At 69.4% G+C, this 14,266-nt stretch carries 13 protein-coding genes; 1 reads left to right on the top strand and 12 read right to left on the bottom strand.

Annotation, left to right across the window (positions count from 1 at the left end):
• Positions 1-95: 95 nt before the first annotated feature.
• The 9 genes from ACGFR7_RS10130 to ACGFR7_RS10090 all read right to left on the bottom strand — a co-directional run bounded on the left by ACGFR7_RS10130 (position 96) and on the right by ACGFR7_RS10090 (position 10,491).
• The gene (locus ACGFR7_RS10130) at positions 96-1,484 is read right to left on the bottom strand and encodes a hypothetical protein (protein WP_393315696.1); all 1,389 of its coding nucleotides are present in this window, start codon (positions 1,482-1,484) and stop codon (positions 96-98) included.
• A 10-nt stretch (positions 1,485-1,494) separates the two neighbouring features.
• Positions 1,495-2,163 (bottom strand): hypothetical protein, encoded by a 669-nt coding sequence (locus ACGFR7_RS10125; RefSeq protein ID WP_393315693.1) that lies wholly within the window; start codon positions 2,161-2,163, stop codon positions 1,495-1,497.
• On the bottom strand, positions 2,160-6,647 hold the full coding sequence (locus ACGFR7_RS10120) for a DUF6531 domain-containing protein (RefSeq protein WP_393315690.1): 4,488 nt from the start codon (positions 6,645-6,647) through the stop codon (positions 2,160-2,162). The genes ACGFR7_RS10125 and ACGFR7_RS10120 overlap by 4 nt, the downstream gene beginning before the upstream one ends.
• Positions 6,648-6,672: 25 nt before the next feature.
• Entirely contained in the window at positions 6,673-7,371 is a 699-nt protein-coding gene (locus tag ACGFR7_RS10115) for a hypothetical protein (RefSeq protein ID WP_393315687.1), read from the bottom strand.
• A gap of 32 nt (positions 7,372-7,403) precedes the next feature.
• A complete protein-coding gene (locus tag ACGFR7_RS10110) occupies positions 7,404-7,718 on the bottom strand; it encodes a hypothetical protein (protein ID WP_393315684.1) in 315 nt (104 codons plus the stop codon).
• Positions 7,719-7,794: 76 nt separating this feature from the next.
• Positions 7,795-8,094: a WXG100 family type VII secretion target gene (locus tag ACGFR7_RS10105; protein ID WP_393315681.1), complete on the bottom strand. Its 300-nt coding sequence runs from the start codon at positions 8,092-8,094 to the stop codon at positions 7,795-7,797.
• A 393-nt stretch (positions 8,095-8,487) separates the two neighbouring features.
• On the bottom strand, positions 8,488-9,231 hold the full coding sequence (locus tag ACGFR7_RS10100; RefSeq protein ID WP_393315678.1) for a hypothetical protein: 744 nt from the start codon (positions 9,229-9,231) through the stop codon (positions 8,488-8,490).
• The gene (locus tag ACGFR7_RS10095) at positions 9,228-9,575 is read right to left on the bottom strand and encodes a PadR family transcriptional regulator (RefSeq protein WP_393315675.1); all 348 of its coding nucleotides are present in this window, start codon (positions 9,573-9,575) and stop codon (positions 9,228-9,230) included. Before ACGFR7_RS10095 ends, ACGFR7_RS10100 begins: the two co-directional genes overlap by 4 nt.
• Before the next feature lie 292 nt (positions 9,576-9,867).
• Entirely contained in the window at positions 9,868-10,491 is a 624-nt protein-coding gene (locus ACGFR7_RS10090; RefSeq protein WP_393315672.1) for a hypothetical protein, read from the bottom strand.
• A 451-nt stretch (positions 10,492-10,942) separates the two neighbouring features.
• On the opposite strand from ACGFR7_RS10090, the gene ACGFR7_RS10085 reads away from it, so the two are divergent.
• On the top strand, positions 10,943-11,272 hold the full coding sequence (locus ACGFR7_RS10085) for a hypothetical protein (protein ID WP_393315669.1): 330 nt from the start codon (positions 10,943-10,945) through the stop codon (positions 11,270-11,272).
• 422 nt (positions 11,273-11,694) lie between these two features.
• On the opposite strand, the gene ACGFR7_RS10080 is transcribed toward ACGFR7_RS10085, so the two are convergent.
• The 3 genes from ACGFR7_RS10080 to ACGFR7_RS10070 all read right to left on the bottom strand — a co-directional run bounded on the left by ACGFR7_RS10080 (position 11,695) and on the right by ACGFR7_RS10070 (position 14,186).
• Positions 11,695-12,390 (bottom strand): DUF4232 domain-containing protein, encoded by a 696-nt coding sequence (locus tag ACGFR7_RS10080; protein WP_393315667.1) that lies wholly within the window; start codon positions 12,388-12,390, stop codon positions 11,695-11,697.
• Positions 12,391-12,685: 295 nt separating this feature from the next.
• Complete coding sequence (locus ACGFR7_RS10075; protein WP_393315664.1) at positions 12,686-13,123, bottom strand: nuclear transport factor 2 family protein; 438 nt, start codon at positions 13,121-13,123, stop codon at positions 12,686-12,688.
• A gap of 142 nt (positions 13,124-13,265) precedes the next feature.
• Positions 13,266-14,186, bottom strand: coding sequence for a zinc-binding dehydrogenase (locus tag ACGFR7_RS10070; RefSeq protein WP_393315661.1), 921 nt, complete (start codon positions 14,184-14,186; stop codon positions 13,266-13,268).
• Positions 14,187-14,266: the final 80 nt, after the last annotated feature.

The raw sequence follows: 14,266 nt of genomic DNA, 5'->3' as shown, positions 1-14,266 counted from the left end.
ACCCCCGCGCCGGACACGCCGTCCGGACACGACAGAGGGCTCCCGCCGATGAGATCGGCGGGAGCCCTCTCGTATATCGGGGGCCGGGGGCCGGCTCAGGCAGTCCCGGGCAGATAGCTGCCGTCGCGCACCGGCGGGGCCGTGTGGCCGGTGTAGGCCACCGGTCCGTAGATCAGGCCGGTCACCCCCAGGAAGAAGCCGGCCACGTCCGGACGGGACCAGCGGTGGGTGACTCCCCGCAGGCCGCCCAGGGCCGGCAGGTGCAGAGGCGAGGTACGGGCCCTGAGGCCGGTCGCCCTCGCCTTCCGCAGCACCGTGCTCACCGCGTTGCGCGGGTTCATGGGCGCCGTCAGGAGCCACTTGTAGTCATCGATCTTGGAACCGAGGCCCTTCACGACGCTGACCATGTCGTGCGGGATGTTCTTGTAGTCCTTGATGGCGACCTGAACGTTCCTGGGAACGCCCTGGACAGCCGTGGGAATCTGCTTGAACTCGCCCACGAATTCCTTGAACCCACTGCCGATCCTGCTGATGCCCCCGCCGGCTCCGCCTCCCTTGACCGCAGCCGTGACCGACTTGGCGATCGAGCCGACGCCCTTGAGGACCGCGGCCCCGCCCATGAACAGCCCGAGGCTGCCCAGCACGATGCCGAGGGGACTCCACTCCCCCGACTCCGCGCTCAGGGAGATGTTGATCCCGAACGCCGTGGCGCCGGTCACGAAACTGCCGATCGTCAGGGCGAGTCCGACGCCCTGCAGACCGGGCACCAGCATGGCCAGCACGCCCAGCACACCGCTGATGATGCCCAGGGCGAGACTGAACCCCTTCCGGATCTTCTCCCAGAGGCTGTAGCCGTCGACGGACTCGTCGCGGGCGTCGTCGAGCTTCTGGGCGGCGGTGGCGGCATCCTCTTCGCGCACCCGGCGGGCGTCCTCCGCGAGCGCCCGGGCGGCGTCCAGATCCCCCTGCGCGTCGTCGGACCGCCGCTGCGCCGAGGACTGCTCGCTGCGCGCCTCGTCCAGCGCGCGGCGGGTGCTCGCGCGGGCCTCTTGGCCGTCCGGCGGATGGTGCACGGCGTCCAGCCGGCCGATGTCCGCACCGGCGGCCTTCACCACCTCGGTGGCCGACTCCAGCCGCTCCTTGGCCTCCCGGCCGTCCTCCAGCGCCTTGTCGGCCTTGTGCTGCAGGTCGAGCAGCGAGTGCGCGTACGTGTCGAGCGCGCCCGCGGCCTGGTCGTAGGAGTTGTGCAGCTTGCGGACCTGCTCGGCCAGATCACCGAGCTTGTCCCGGAGCTTGTCCATGGACCTGCCCTCGCCGACCTGGTTGTCCTCCAGCCGGGAGAGCAGGGGCAGGGCGTCCCCCGCGTCGTCTGCCACCGAGCGATAGCTGCGCGCGAGTCTGCCGAGCAGCTCCGCATCGCCCGGGGTCGGATCGTCGGAGAACCCGAATACGTCCTCCCAGTCGGACACCGGCGGACGTGCCAAGGATGTCACCTCACTCTCCGTCCGCCTCCGCCTCCGCGTCCGCCTCCGCCTCCGCGTCCGCGTCCGCGTTCACGAAATCCCAGACGTGCTCCTGGACCTCGAAGGCGGAATTCATCACTTCCTGCTCCGCCGCGGAATCACATTCGGAAGCGATTTCGACGAGCGAAGGGTAGGAGCTGATCAATGTGCGTGCGAGGGTGCGGGGGATTTCATCCTGATCCCGAAATTCTTCGGCCAGGCCGTCCAGCGCACCGAGAAATTCGGACAGCTGCTCCGACGGAACCTCCTGGAGATCCCGAATTGCACGGAGAATGCTGTCCCACCTGTCGGCCAGTGAGATCGCTTCGGCCGGCAGGTTCACCTCGTCCTCGACTCGCTGCTTCTTGACCGCCGACAGTGCCAGTCCCTGGAGTTCGCGAGCCGCACGGCCGATCGCTGAGCGTGCGGGCTCAGGGTACGCCTCAGACAACCCGTCGAGCGCCGCGTACACATCCACGAGTTCGGCCAGCTCATCTCTGGGAATCAGGGAAGACCCGTCCCATTCCTGTTCGCACTGTCGGAGTACGCTGAATACTCTCTCCAGCGCTTCCTCGTCAAGGCCCTCGTTGGACCGAAGAGGCAGCGTGAGCGAGTCAAGAGCTTCGGTCAGCTCATCGGTCAGACCAGATTCAGGCATCATTCTCCTGGCTTCTTGATCCACGTTATTGCATTCGGGGGGACGCGCCCCACGAGCAAAACTTCCTGCGAGGAATTGGCCCAAATTTCCGGCCTGCCTCGCGGCTTGATTCCAGCGGCCCTGCGTCCCGCCCTCGTCGTGAGGTCGTAGACCTTTCCATCGAACTTGGTCAGGTCGATTTTAACCTGACCATATCCCTTATTCCACTTGTTGAGGACTTCCATGCTGTTCGTCGTGGAAATATACTGTGATTTGAAGGTCTCCTTGCCTCCGGCCATGACGTGCCCCGCCGGCTTGTATTTGGCGTTCGGGTTCTTCGCCACCAGCCCCACGGCGGGATCATCACGGTCGTTCAGATTCCTGAAGACGGTGCAAGGAGCCAGTCCGAGGGGGTCGCATACCTGGAAAGGATCGTTCACATACCCGTAGGGATTCGGGTCCGGCACGAGCCCCAGCGGGTCAGGCGATATGTACCGCCCGACGTCTGCGTCGTAGTGACGGTGAACGTTGTAGTGAAGACCGGTTTCGGGGTCGGCGTACTGGCCGGGGAAGCGCAGCGGCGTGTAGGCGGTGGCGCCGCGATTCCAGCTGGTGGTGCCCCACACGGTTGCCCGCGTGTGCCAGGCGATCTCCCCCGATTCGTCGACGAGTTCGGTGGGGGTGCCGACGAGGTCGGTGACCATCGCGAAGAAGCGGGAGTCGACCTCGTCCTGCGGCAGCGACCGCCCGTCGGCCGCGGTGAGTCGGCGCTCGTACTGAGTCAGCGGCCGCTGTTCGTCGTAGTCCCAGGTCACGGTGACGCCCGTGCTGGAGGTGGACTCCTCCGCCAGGCTGTTGCCGTCCCAGGTGAAGTGGACCGCCTCGGTCGGCGCCCCGTCCTCGCCCATGCGGTACTTCGCCGTGCGGCGGCCCAGCGGGTCGTAGGTGTAGGTCCAGCGCGTGCCGTCGGGGGTGGTGCACGCGGTCAGCCGGTCCTCGGCGTCCCACTCGTAGCGCCAGGTGTCCGGCTTCTTCGAGAGCCGCGTCTTCTGGCGCAGCGTCATGCGCCCGGCGGCGTCGTGCTCGTAGCGGACACCACCCGCGGAGAGGAGTCGCGTGCCCTGGTAGGTGCGCTCGCCGCGCGCGCCGCCGTCGTCGGCCCGCCGGCCGGGCCAGTCACCCGCGGTCTGGTTGCCGGCGGCGTCGTAGGCGTAAACCTCCGACCAGCCTTCCGCCGTCACCGCGAGTGGACGCCCCACGGGGTCGAGGTCCATGCGGCGGGTCCGGCCGGTGACCTCCTCGGTGATCGCGGTGAGGCGGTTGTCGGGGCGGTAGCCGTAGGAGCGGCCGCGGCGCAGCTCGTGACCTGAGGTCAGGTGCTGGCGGGCGAGCCGGCCCAGGGAGTCGTAGGCGGTGGAGAGCCGGACGTCCGCGCCGAAGAACCGTTCGGTCTCCCGTCCCAACGCATCGTGTGCGAAGGTCAGTTGGTGACCGTCGGTGGACACGCCGGTCGTGTTGCCGGCGGCGTCGTAGGTGTAGGTGGAGGTGACGCCGGTGGGAGTGGTGCGGGAGAGAAGTTGTCCGGCGGCGTCGTAGCCGTAGCGCATGGTGCGGCCGTCGACGGTCTCCGACAGCAGCCGGCCGCCGACGTCGTAGGCCATTTCCAGCGTCGCCCCGGGGCCCTCGGCGCGGATCATGCGTCCGTCCGCGTCGTGGCGGTAACGGGTGACGGCACCGGCGGCATCCTTCGCGGTGACCTGTCCCAGCACGTCCCGCTGGAGGCGGATCTCCTCACCCAGCGGGGTCGAATGGGCCGTCAGCTGCCCGGCCGCGTCGTAGGTGTAGCCGAAGCGGCGGTCGTCGAAGTCCGACTCCCCGGTGACCCGCCCTGCGCTGTCGTGCGTGTAGTTCCAGGTCAGCCCCTGCGGGTTGGTGACACTGGTGAGGCGCAGTTCGGCGTCGTAGGTGAAGGCGTGGGTGACGCCGTCGGGGGTGGTGCGCTCGGCGAGCAGGTCGAAGTGGGTGTAGCGCATGGCGGTGGTGCCGCCGGCCGGGTCGGTGTGGGAGAGGCAGTTGCCCTCCCCGTCCCACTGCCATGCCTCGACACTGCCGTCCGCGGCTGTACGCCGGGACAGCAGGCCCTCGACCGTCCACTCCAGCCCGGTGGCTGCGCCCAGGGCATCGGTCACCGTCACCGGACGACCGAACGCGTCCCGGACACACGTCGTCCCGGCGTCCGAGGCACCCTCGCCCCGGCCGGAGGCAGGCGTTGGGCCCAAGACGCGCACCGGCAGGCCCGCGGGGTCGGTGTCGACACGGGTCCCGGTGCCGTCCGGCCAGGTGAGGGTGGCGACGGCGCCGGTGGGAGCGTAGGTGTAACGGGTGGCGGTGTCGTCGGGGCCGGTGACGGCGGTGCGGTTGCCGCGGTCGTCGAACTCCTGGTGCCAGGTCACCTCGCCGGGGCCCGTCATCGTGACGGGGAGGTTCAGTGCGTTGTACGTCGCCGTGGACCGGCTGCCGTCCGGGCGCTCGATGACGGTGGGGTTGTGGGCCCGGTCGTACTCGTAGCGGGTGGTGTTGCCGAGGGCGTCGGTGTGGGCGAGGAGGTTGTCGTAGCGGTCCCACTCGGAGGCGGTGGTGTTGCCCAGCGGGTCCGTCTCACCGACGACCTGGTAGAGGTCGTTGAGCTGGAAGACGGTGGTGGCGCCGCAGGCGTCGGTGTAGTGCGTCCGGCGGCCCTCGGGGTCGTAGGACCACTGCGAGGAGAGGTAACCGTCAGGGCCGACGGTCTTGGTGATGCGGTTCTCGTCGTCGTAGACGTAGCGGTACGTGGAGGCGTTCCGGTCCGTCCAGGAGGTGATGCGGGACTGCTCGTCGTAGCCGAACACCAGGGGCCGGCCGGAGGAGTTGACGACGTGGGTGAGGTTGCCGTCCGCGTCGTGCTCGTAGGACATGACCTCGACGGGGCCGTCGGGTGTGGCGACCGAGAGGCCGGTGATCAGGCCGGCGATGCAGCGGACGTCGACGCGGTAGCCGCCGGAGTGCAGCAGCGTGGTCGGGGTGCCGTCCTCCAGGCGCTCGACGGTGACCTCGTTGCCGTTGCGGTCGTGCCAACCGCTCAGCCAGTACAGGCCGTTCTCGTCGTCGGGGTGATCCGCGAAGGTCCGCACAAGACCCGTGTGCGGGTCGGCGACGCGATAGGTGACTCGGTCCTCGGTGCCGGTTCCCGCACGGGCCAGCGGGAGACGCGGACCTTCCTCGGGCAGCACCCCCTCGCGCTCGCCCGATTCGGCACCGGGAAGCCCTGCATAGAACAGAATCGACCCGTCCTCACGGGCCCATGACACCCGCCCCCGCTCGTTGACCTCCAGGCGCTCGTCGAGGGTGGAGGCCCAGGAGGGGCCGAAGAACTGGCCGTAGCGGTAGGACGACAGATACGTACGGGACACCGCGAGCGGCAGGATGCCGGGCAGCGCCAGATCGGTCTGCTGCAACAGCATTTCGCCGCTGGCCACATCGACCGGGTCGGTTTTGCAGTTGCGTTTGTCGATGCCGCGGCCGGTGTAGCGGCCTCCCGGCGTCTTGACCGAGTTGGGCTTGACGCTCTTGAGGGCCGAGCCGAGCCCCTTGACGCCCTTGAGGAGTGCGCCGCCGCCCGCGACGAGGCCGACGACGCCGAGGACGATCTCGCCGATGTCCCAGTCGCCGGTCTCGGCCATGATCGACATATTGATGCCCAGTGATGCCGCGCCGGCGACGACGGCCCCGATGGTGAGCGCGATCCCGAGTCCTTGCAGACCGGGTACCAGCAGCGCCAGTACGCCCAGGACGGCGCTGATGATGGCGAGGGCCTTGCTGAACGCCTTTTTGATCTTGTCCCAGAGGCTGTAGCCGTCGACGGATTCGTCGCGGGCGTCATCCAGTTTCTGGGCGGCGGTGGCGGCGTCTTCCTCGCGGACCTGGCGGGCGTCCTCGGCGAGCATGCGGGCGGCGTCGAGGTCGGCCTGGGCGTCGTCGGCCTGCGCCTGGGCGCCGGACTGTTTGCTGTGGGCCTCGTCGAGGGCGCGGCGGGTGCTGGCGCGGGCCTCCTTGTCGTCCGGCGGGTGCTTCTGGCCGTCGAGGTGGCTGATGTCGGCGCCGGCCGCCTTGACCACGTCGGTGGCGGACTCGAGGCGGTGCTTGGCCTCGCGTCCCTTCTCCAGGGCGTTGTCGGCGTTGCGCTGCTGATCACGCAGCGAGTGGACATACGTGTCCAGGGCGCCGGCGGCCTGGTCGTAGGAACTGTGCAGCTTGCGCACCTGGTTGGCCAGGTCGCCCAGCTTGTCCCGGAGTTTGTCCATCGTCTTGCCCTCGCCGACCTGGTTGTCCTCCAGGCCGGAGACGAGGGGCAGGGCGTCGCCCGCGTTGTCGGCGACGGAGCGGTACTGGCGGGCTAGATCGCCGAGCATGTCCGCATCGCCGGGGGTCGGGTCGTCCGAGAACCCGAAGACGTCTTCCCAATCGGACACCGCTGGACGCGCCATGGCCGCGACCTCACTTTCCCTGTTCTGCGACGGTCGTGTCGGCTGCGTCGCTCGTGTCGGCCTGGCCGTCGAAGCGGAGCGACTCCGCGATCGCGTCGAAGACCTCGTAGAACTGCTCCGCCAGGTCCACGTTGGGAGTGGAGCTGGCGATCACCAGGTAGTCGTGGGTGTTGGGCACCGGGACGAGGGTGTGCCGCACCGCGGTGGGAACCCGCTTCCCCTGGTAGTCCACGTCCTCGACGCGGGAGATCCGCCCGGCCGCCCCGGCATGCGGCAGTTCCACCAACTCCACCTCGCCGGGCGGGAGTCCGCTGCCCTCCGCGTCGGTGCCGAGCTGCACGCCGGCGGCCATGACGAGGTCCGCCAGATCCTCCGACTCCTCCTCGGGAACGGTGATCCGCAGCACCACCGTCGTGGCGCTGAGCACCAGCGGACCGCTGCCCGCACGCAGGATCCTGAGCATGCCCGATGCCCGCAGCGCACCCTGCGCGTGCGCTTCGCGGGCGATGCGCCGGGTGTTGCGGATCAGCCCGTCCACCTGCTCGCGGGTGAGCTGGGGGGCCTTCTCCACCTGTGCCTCGATGCGGCGGCGGATCGACGCGTCCCGGGTGCTCGGGTCGAGGTCGAGATGCCACCACGAATCGGGGAACCTCAGGCTGTACTCCGCGGGCGCGGCCGCCTCCGGCTGCTCCGTGGTCGGTTCCGACATGGCGCTGTTCCCTTCGGCGCGACGTTCCTCCGTCACGCGTCCTGCTGGTCTTCGTCCAGCGACTTGATGGTCTCGTCGTCCGTCTGCGTGAAGTTCTCGGCGATCGTGTCCGTGTTGTCGGCGAACGTCTTCACGTTGTCGTGAACCCGCTCGTGACCTGCCACCCACGCCTTGTCGAACGCGTCGAGGGCGTCCGCGAGCGTGCTGTCGCCGGCCAGGCTCTTGAAGTCCCCCGCGCCGCCGGTGGCGTTGTAGAGCGTCGCGGAGTTCCCGATCAGATCCCCGATGTTCTGGAGCTCCTTGACGGTGTCCTTCAGGTCCTGCACAGGCACGCTGATGTTGCCCATCGGTGTCTCCTCTCTTGTCCCAGCCGCCCGGCCCCGCCCTCACAGGGAGAGCGGGGCCGGACGATGCGGGAGAGCTTCAGCCGATGGAGCCGGCCGTCTGGTCGTCGGTGTCGACGAACGCGTCGGCGACCTGCTTGATGAACTCGCTGACGCCCTGCAGGCCCTCGATCGCCTTCTCGGTGCCGTTCTTGTACTCCTCCCAGTACGGGCGGAACTTGGTCTCCGAGCCCGGCGTCGCATAGGCGGCCTCGACCATCTCGTCCATCTTGGTGTTGGCCTCGTGGAGGCTCTGCTGCATCTGCTCCTTCTGGTTCTGAAGCCAGGTCGACGCCTCCCGCATCTCGTCGGGGCTGATATGGATGTTGCCGTCGGCCATGCCGATTCCTTCCCTCGCTGCGTATCGCGGCGGCCACCGGGGCCGCACACACGGGGCTGTACGGGGCAACTTCCAGGGCGGTTCACGGCTGTTGCGGAACGGTGACGAAAGCCGGTCGGAGCGGCCGGAGCGGCGCATCCGTCGCGCTCGCCCTCCGCAGGTGCCGCACTGACCGGCAAGAACCCCGCGCGGCCGCACACCGCTGCCTCCCACGGCCCTTCCCCATCAGGCCCGCCCCCTCCGGGGCCGGCCAACGAATAAGGCCCAGGTCGCTGACCTGGGCCTCAACTAGGGGGCGGGTGACGGGAATCGAATCCGTGCCATGAGCTTGAGCGGGCGGGGAGCTTCCGCCTTTCGGACAGGGCCGGGGCCGTCCTGCCGAGGAGACTCGGCTCAGGCGGCCGGCAGCCTGTACTTCAACCGGGAAGGGTTCAGGGGCGGGCAGCTGCGGTCCCGGACCCAGGCGGCGCCGGCTGCGACGGCGCCGAGCATGACGAGGGGCGCGACCAAGATGGTGACGACGCCCTGGAAGTACGGAAATGCGTAAGCCCCCAGGACGTTGAGCGCGGTGCCCAGCAGGGCCGCTGCCAGGAGAACGAGGGGGAGGGCCTTGGTCATGGCCCGCATGGTCACGTCGCGTGCGGGGTCGTGTTGGCGCTGGAGCTTCGCGGCCACGGCGCGCCGGACCAAGAAGAAGGCGCCGAGCAGGCAGACGGCCCAGCCCACCCACATCAAAGGAACGCCGGGATTGGGGTAGTGGTGCACCTCCCACTTCGGCGGGCCGTGCAGCTGCGTGGTCATGGATTCACTGTTCCGGTCGAGGAGGCCACCGGGTGTTCCTGCCATCCAGAGAATGATGGCGGCAACGGCAGGTATGGCGGCGCCCCTGGCCGCCGCCGCGGCGGTCTCCTTCAGGCGCGGGCGGGTGGGCAGCAGACCGCGTTCGACCGCCCAGGTGGTGGCCAGTGCATCGACGTCACCGCCGATGTAGTCGGTGACGGACCGGCCGTCGAAGGCGGCGGCGGTCAGGTCCGCTGCCAGCTCTTCGGCCATCTCGTCAGCCGCGTCCTGCTCGATTCCGAGGTGGCGCCACGTCTCCGTGGCTTGGTATATCGCGTCCTCGACCGTCAGCGTCATGATTCCTCCTGCGTCGTCTGGCTGATGATGGAGCCGATGCTCGTGGCGAATGCTTTCCAGTCGCTGCCCCACGACCGGAGCACCTGCAGGCCCGTTTCGCTGGGGCTGTAGTAGGTACGGGCGGGACCCCCGTCCCCGCTGCGGCGTTCGACCTCGACCAGTCCGCGTTTACGCAGGCGCGCCAGCGCCGGGTAGATCGAACCGTCCGCGACATCGAGCCCGGCCTTGGCGAGCCGGACGGTCATCTCGTAGCCGTAGACCGGCGTCTCCGCCATCAAGGCCAGCAGGCACATATCCAGCACCCCTCGTAGCCACTGGACCCGTGGGGTGAATGCTTCCTCCATGGCCACTACCTTACACAGCATGAGTCATGCACTGCAAGCTAGTGCGGTGCAAGGTAGTGCACTGCAAGGTAGTGCAGTGGAGAGCGGTGCGGTGGAGGGCGGTGCGGTGGAGGGCGGCGCACCGCAAAGCGGCGCAGATCCCCCGGCAGATCTCTGCGGGAGCCGTACGTGCGACTCAGCCGCCCGGCACCGCACAAGGGGAGAAGAGCGGCACCGGGGGCAAGCCCGTTCACCGGTAAGCCGGGAAGGGGCCTATGGAGCGCGGGAAACGCGGGGCGCGGGGCCCGGGGGCTTACGGGTGGTACTTCTCCTCGACCGTCTCGGCGGCGCCGGACTTGGTGTCCATGGTCACGCGGACGGTCACGCTGCCGGTCTTCGCGGCCTTCTCCAACTGCTCCACGGTGCACTTCGAGGTGCCGTAGCCGTCCTTGCCGATGGACACGCTGCCCGAGTCGTCGGAGCAGATCGCGGCCGCCCCGAGGACCGTCGTGGCGTTGGCGACAAAGAACGCCTGGTCCGTGCCGCCGCCCTGGGGCTTGGCGATCAGCTTGCCGGGCGCAAGGTACTCGAGCGTGCCGGTGATCGTGCGGTGGTTACCCGCGTGGGCGACGCCACCCCCGGCCGAGGCGGACCCGCTGCCGGTCTTGGCGGTGGATGACGCCGTGGCGGACTTGCCGCCGTTCTGGCCCCGCGCACCGGAGTGCTCCGAGGAGGAGCCGTCAGTGGGCTGGGCCGAGGGCGAGGCCTGCTGCGCGTCGGCCGCGGCCGAAGAGCCCGAGGATCCTGCGGCGCCCGCCGCCCCGGCGCCCTCCCCGCACGCCGTGGCCCCCAGCCCCAGCGCCGCCGCGGCGATGATGGCGGTGGCGATGCGGCGGCCGGCGCGACCGCGGAAGCGGTTGGTGGTGGCGGTGTTCATCGTGACTCCCGTTGCTCTGTTCTCTCGCCTTGTTCCTGAACGACCATCAGTTTCCAAGATCGTGTTGGCGCTTTGCTAACGGGGGGCTAATGCGCTGCGACGGCGGACCGCGGCGCCGCGGGGCCTGGGTTCATCATCCGCGTGGGTGTTGCTGCCGGTGCGTACTCCGGGGCCCGCGATGACCGCAGTTCACCACTGTTCACCACTGTGAGGGCACGGTGGGGCGCGCTTGGGGTGCATGGCGGTTCAACAGGAGTGCGTGCGGAGGCCAGTTGGACACCGGTGGGAGGTCGGTCCCTCCGGCAGCGCCATCAACGATCGATGACCGAGGGTACGCACCCCCTCACTCCAACGGTGCGCATCGGATGGCGGTTCCGTCCGCCCCGTTCCTAGCCTGGGTTCGTGCGTTCGATTCGTCGAGAACACACGAACCACTCAGAGAGGTCACAGCATGTCCCGCACCAAGCTCCTCGCCCTGGCCGCCGCCCCCGCGTTGGCCGTCGGCCTGGCGTCCCCCGCACTCGCTGCGAACATGAACGACCACCCCCGCGTCGTCACCGCAGAGAGCCCGGTCCGGTCCATCGGGGCCAACCAAACCGAGATCGTCACCGTCACCTGCCCCAGGGGGACCTTTGCCCTCAGCGGTGGCTGGCTCGTGTCCTCCTCCAGCATCGACGTGACGGGCAACCGTGCGGTGGGCGAGAGACAGTGGAGGATCCGATTCCAGAACGACGCGAACGAATCCGGCAGGGTGCAGGCTTTCGCCCGTTGCGCGGTCTGACGGCGAGCTCGCACAAGGGCAGGTGGTGGGAAGACCGAGCGGCCCCATCGTCGTAACCGGCTGACAGCGAAGGCCGAAGAGGACGTCTCGGATGGAGGGGGACCCTGAACCGGCCCGGACGACGAACAAGGCCCAGGTCGCCGACCTGGGCCTCAGATCTTGATCTTCAGGGGCGACGCGGTGTCGCTCCGCCCCCGGTGACGTGGGCGGTCCACCGGCGTCGTGCCACGGACCGAACCGGCGGGGCGGGTGAAAACGGGAGCGCCCTGCGGACAACCGGCCGGCCGTGATCACGGTGACGGCCGGACCTGCGTAGCGTCCGCGCGCCATGTCTCGTTCTGCCTGGAGGACGCCGCCGAGCGGATCAGCGTCGTCGGGCCGGTGAGCGCTGCGAGTGCCGGCCGGTGGCCCCGAACGGCCCGTCAGAAGTCGTACGGCTTCTCGGTGCTCCAGTTCAGCACGTCGGCCTCGTTCCAGCTGAACTGCGGCTTGTCGCCCTTGAGGGCGACGGAGTAGGAGGGGCCGTCGTGACCGTCCGCGCCTCGCAGCGCGAGGGAGAACGACTGCGCCGTGTGGTTCTTCGAGCCGTAGTCGAAGAGGTTCACCGCGCTGTAGGCCGTGCCGCCGGGCTGGAGCGTGATCTGCTTGCCGCCGCCCGGGTTGTCCTTCTTCGAGTGCGGCAGTGCGGCGCTGTCGACGTCACCGAGCTTCACGGCCGGGTACGAGGTGACCCAGCACGGCTTGCTGCCCTTGTTCGACGCGGTGACCAGCAGGTGGTCGCCCTGCTTCCCGGCGAACCGGTGCACCGCGGTGAGCAGCATCTCGTCGCCGTGGCACTGCTGGGCGCCGGCCGTCGTGCCCTTGCCCGCGACCTCGTCCGACCCGCCCGAAGAGGTCGTCGAACGCGCACTCTCCTTGCCGCCACCGCCGCCGTTCGCCTGCTCCGCACCGCCCTTGCCGTCCCCGCCGGACGCGGACCGGCTCTGCGCGGTACCGGCGGCGTTGTCGCCGCCCGCCGCCTTCGAGCCGCCGTCGGCGCCGCCGCAGGCGGTCAGGCCCAGCGCCAGTGCGGCGGTGACGGCGGCCAGGGTGGCGGTACGAATCCGGGAAGTACGCATGATTGGGGTTCCCCCTGCCTTCGTGCGGGAGCTTTTTTGGTCGTTCCCGCGGTGTGCACACCACTTTTCCCGGGTCCACTGACGTTCCGGAAACGCCTCACTCACGTCCCGCAAACACACCGCGCGAACGGATGAGGCCGAGCCACCTGATGGCACAGGTCAGAGAAGCTGCGTCTCGATATGCGAGGCGTCCGTGCCTGCCTGGCGCGAACACCTCGTCAGCAGCCTGCCCGTCGTGGGCTGTGCCGGTAGTTGGGGCACGCGGAGGGCACGGCCTGGAGGTCCGGGAAGCGCCTCACTCGGTACCGGCGGGCCGGCGGGAGTCATGGTCCGGGAAGAGGGTCGCGGCCACGTGCTGGGTGTCGGCGTACTCGACGACGGAGGTGATCTTGCCGTCGCGGACCGTGTAGATGCCGATGCAGCGATTGTCGTAGGTGCCGCCGTACACGGTCGTGGCCTTGGAGGTCCACTCGGCCACGACGCGGTCGCCCTCGGCGATCGTGCTGACCAGCCCGATCTCCACGGTGCCGGGGACGAAGACCGTTCCCATGTTGCCGAGGAACTCGTTGATGATCTCGTCCCGCCCGTGCCACACCTTGGAGACCGGCAGGTCGCCCGGGTAGTGCCAGGTTGCGTCCGCGGCGAAGCTGTCCTGGATGACGTCGGCGTTGCCGTCGCGTACGGCCTCGACGTAGCGGATGACGACGGCCCTGGGGTCGGCGGTGGTGGTCATGGTCGTGCTCCTTCGGTCGTTCGTGCGTCCGGTCGTTCCGGCGCGGTTCAGGACTGGGGTGGTTCAGGACAAGGGGCAGTTCGGGACAGGCAGTGGGCAGTTCGGGACAGGCAGTGGTCAGTTCGGGGCAGGCAGGGGCGGTTCAGGACAAGGTGAGGACGGCCTTGCCGCGGATGCGGCGGTCGCGCAGGTCGGTGAGGGTGGTCGCGGTGTCGGCCCAGTCCGTGACGCGGCCGATCTCGGGGTGCAGGCGGCCTTCGGCGGTCAGCCGGACCAGCGTCGCCAGGTCGTCGTCGAGGCGGGTGTCGGCGTCGAGGTAGTGGAAGTGGCGGATGACAGCCGATTCGGGCCCGGTGAAGAAGTCGAAGAAGTCGAGCGTCGCCGCGGTGCGGCTGGCCTGCCCGAACCAGATGAGCCTGCCGCGCCTGGCGAGCCGGGTGAGCGCGAGGGAGAGGGCCTTGCCGCCGGTCGACTCCAGCACGACGTCGTAGGGGCCTCGGGCGTCGGCGAGGTCGTGGACGGTCCCGGCGGCGCCGAGTTCGGCAAGCCGGGCACCGCGTTCGGCGTTCCTGGCCACAGCGGTGACCTGAGCCCCCGCGGCGGCCGCGAGTTCGGTGACGAAGTGGCCCACGCCTCCGGAGGCACCGGTCAGCAGTACCCGCCGGCCCAGCACCGGTCCGGCAGCGCGCAGCAGTCGCAGCGCTGTGAGCCCGGCCAGTGGCAGCGCCGCACCCTGGAGCATGGAGACGCTGTCCGGGAGCTCGGTGAGCGCGTCGGTCGGCACCGCCACGTACTCCGCCCAGCCGCCTGCCATGGGGTGGCCGACGACCCGCGTGATCCCGGACGGTCCGCTGCCGTCGGCGGCCGGCTGCACCACCAGGCCTGAGATGTCCTTGCCAGGGCGCTCGCCGGGCGCGGGCTTCTCCAACTTGAACATCTCGCCCCGGTTGACCGAGAACGCCTCGACCTTCACCAGCGCCTCATCGGGGCGTGGCGTCGGCTCGGCGACGTCGGCGAGCACGACCGGCTCAGCGGGGTCTCCGGTCGGTACGAAGGCTTTCATCGTGGTCGTCTCCTCGGTGGCCTCGGGCCGCCCCTCGGTGTGGCTTCGGGGACCATCCGACCGCGGGGAGCGGCGGCCCG

This window comes from Streptomyces sp. NPDC048516 (genome assembly GCF_043199875.1).
GTDB lineage: Bacteria > Actinomycetota > Actinomycetes > Streptomycetales > Streptomycetaceae > Streptomyces.
The sequence above is the reverse complement of the archived record's forward strand: the minus strand, read 5'-3'. Positions and strand labels throughout refer to the sequence as shown.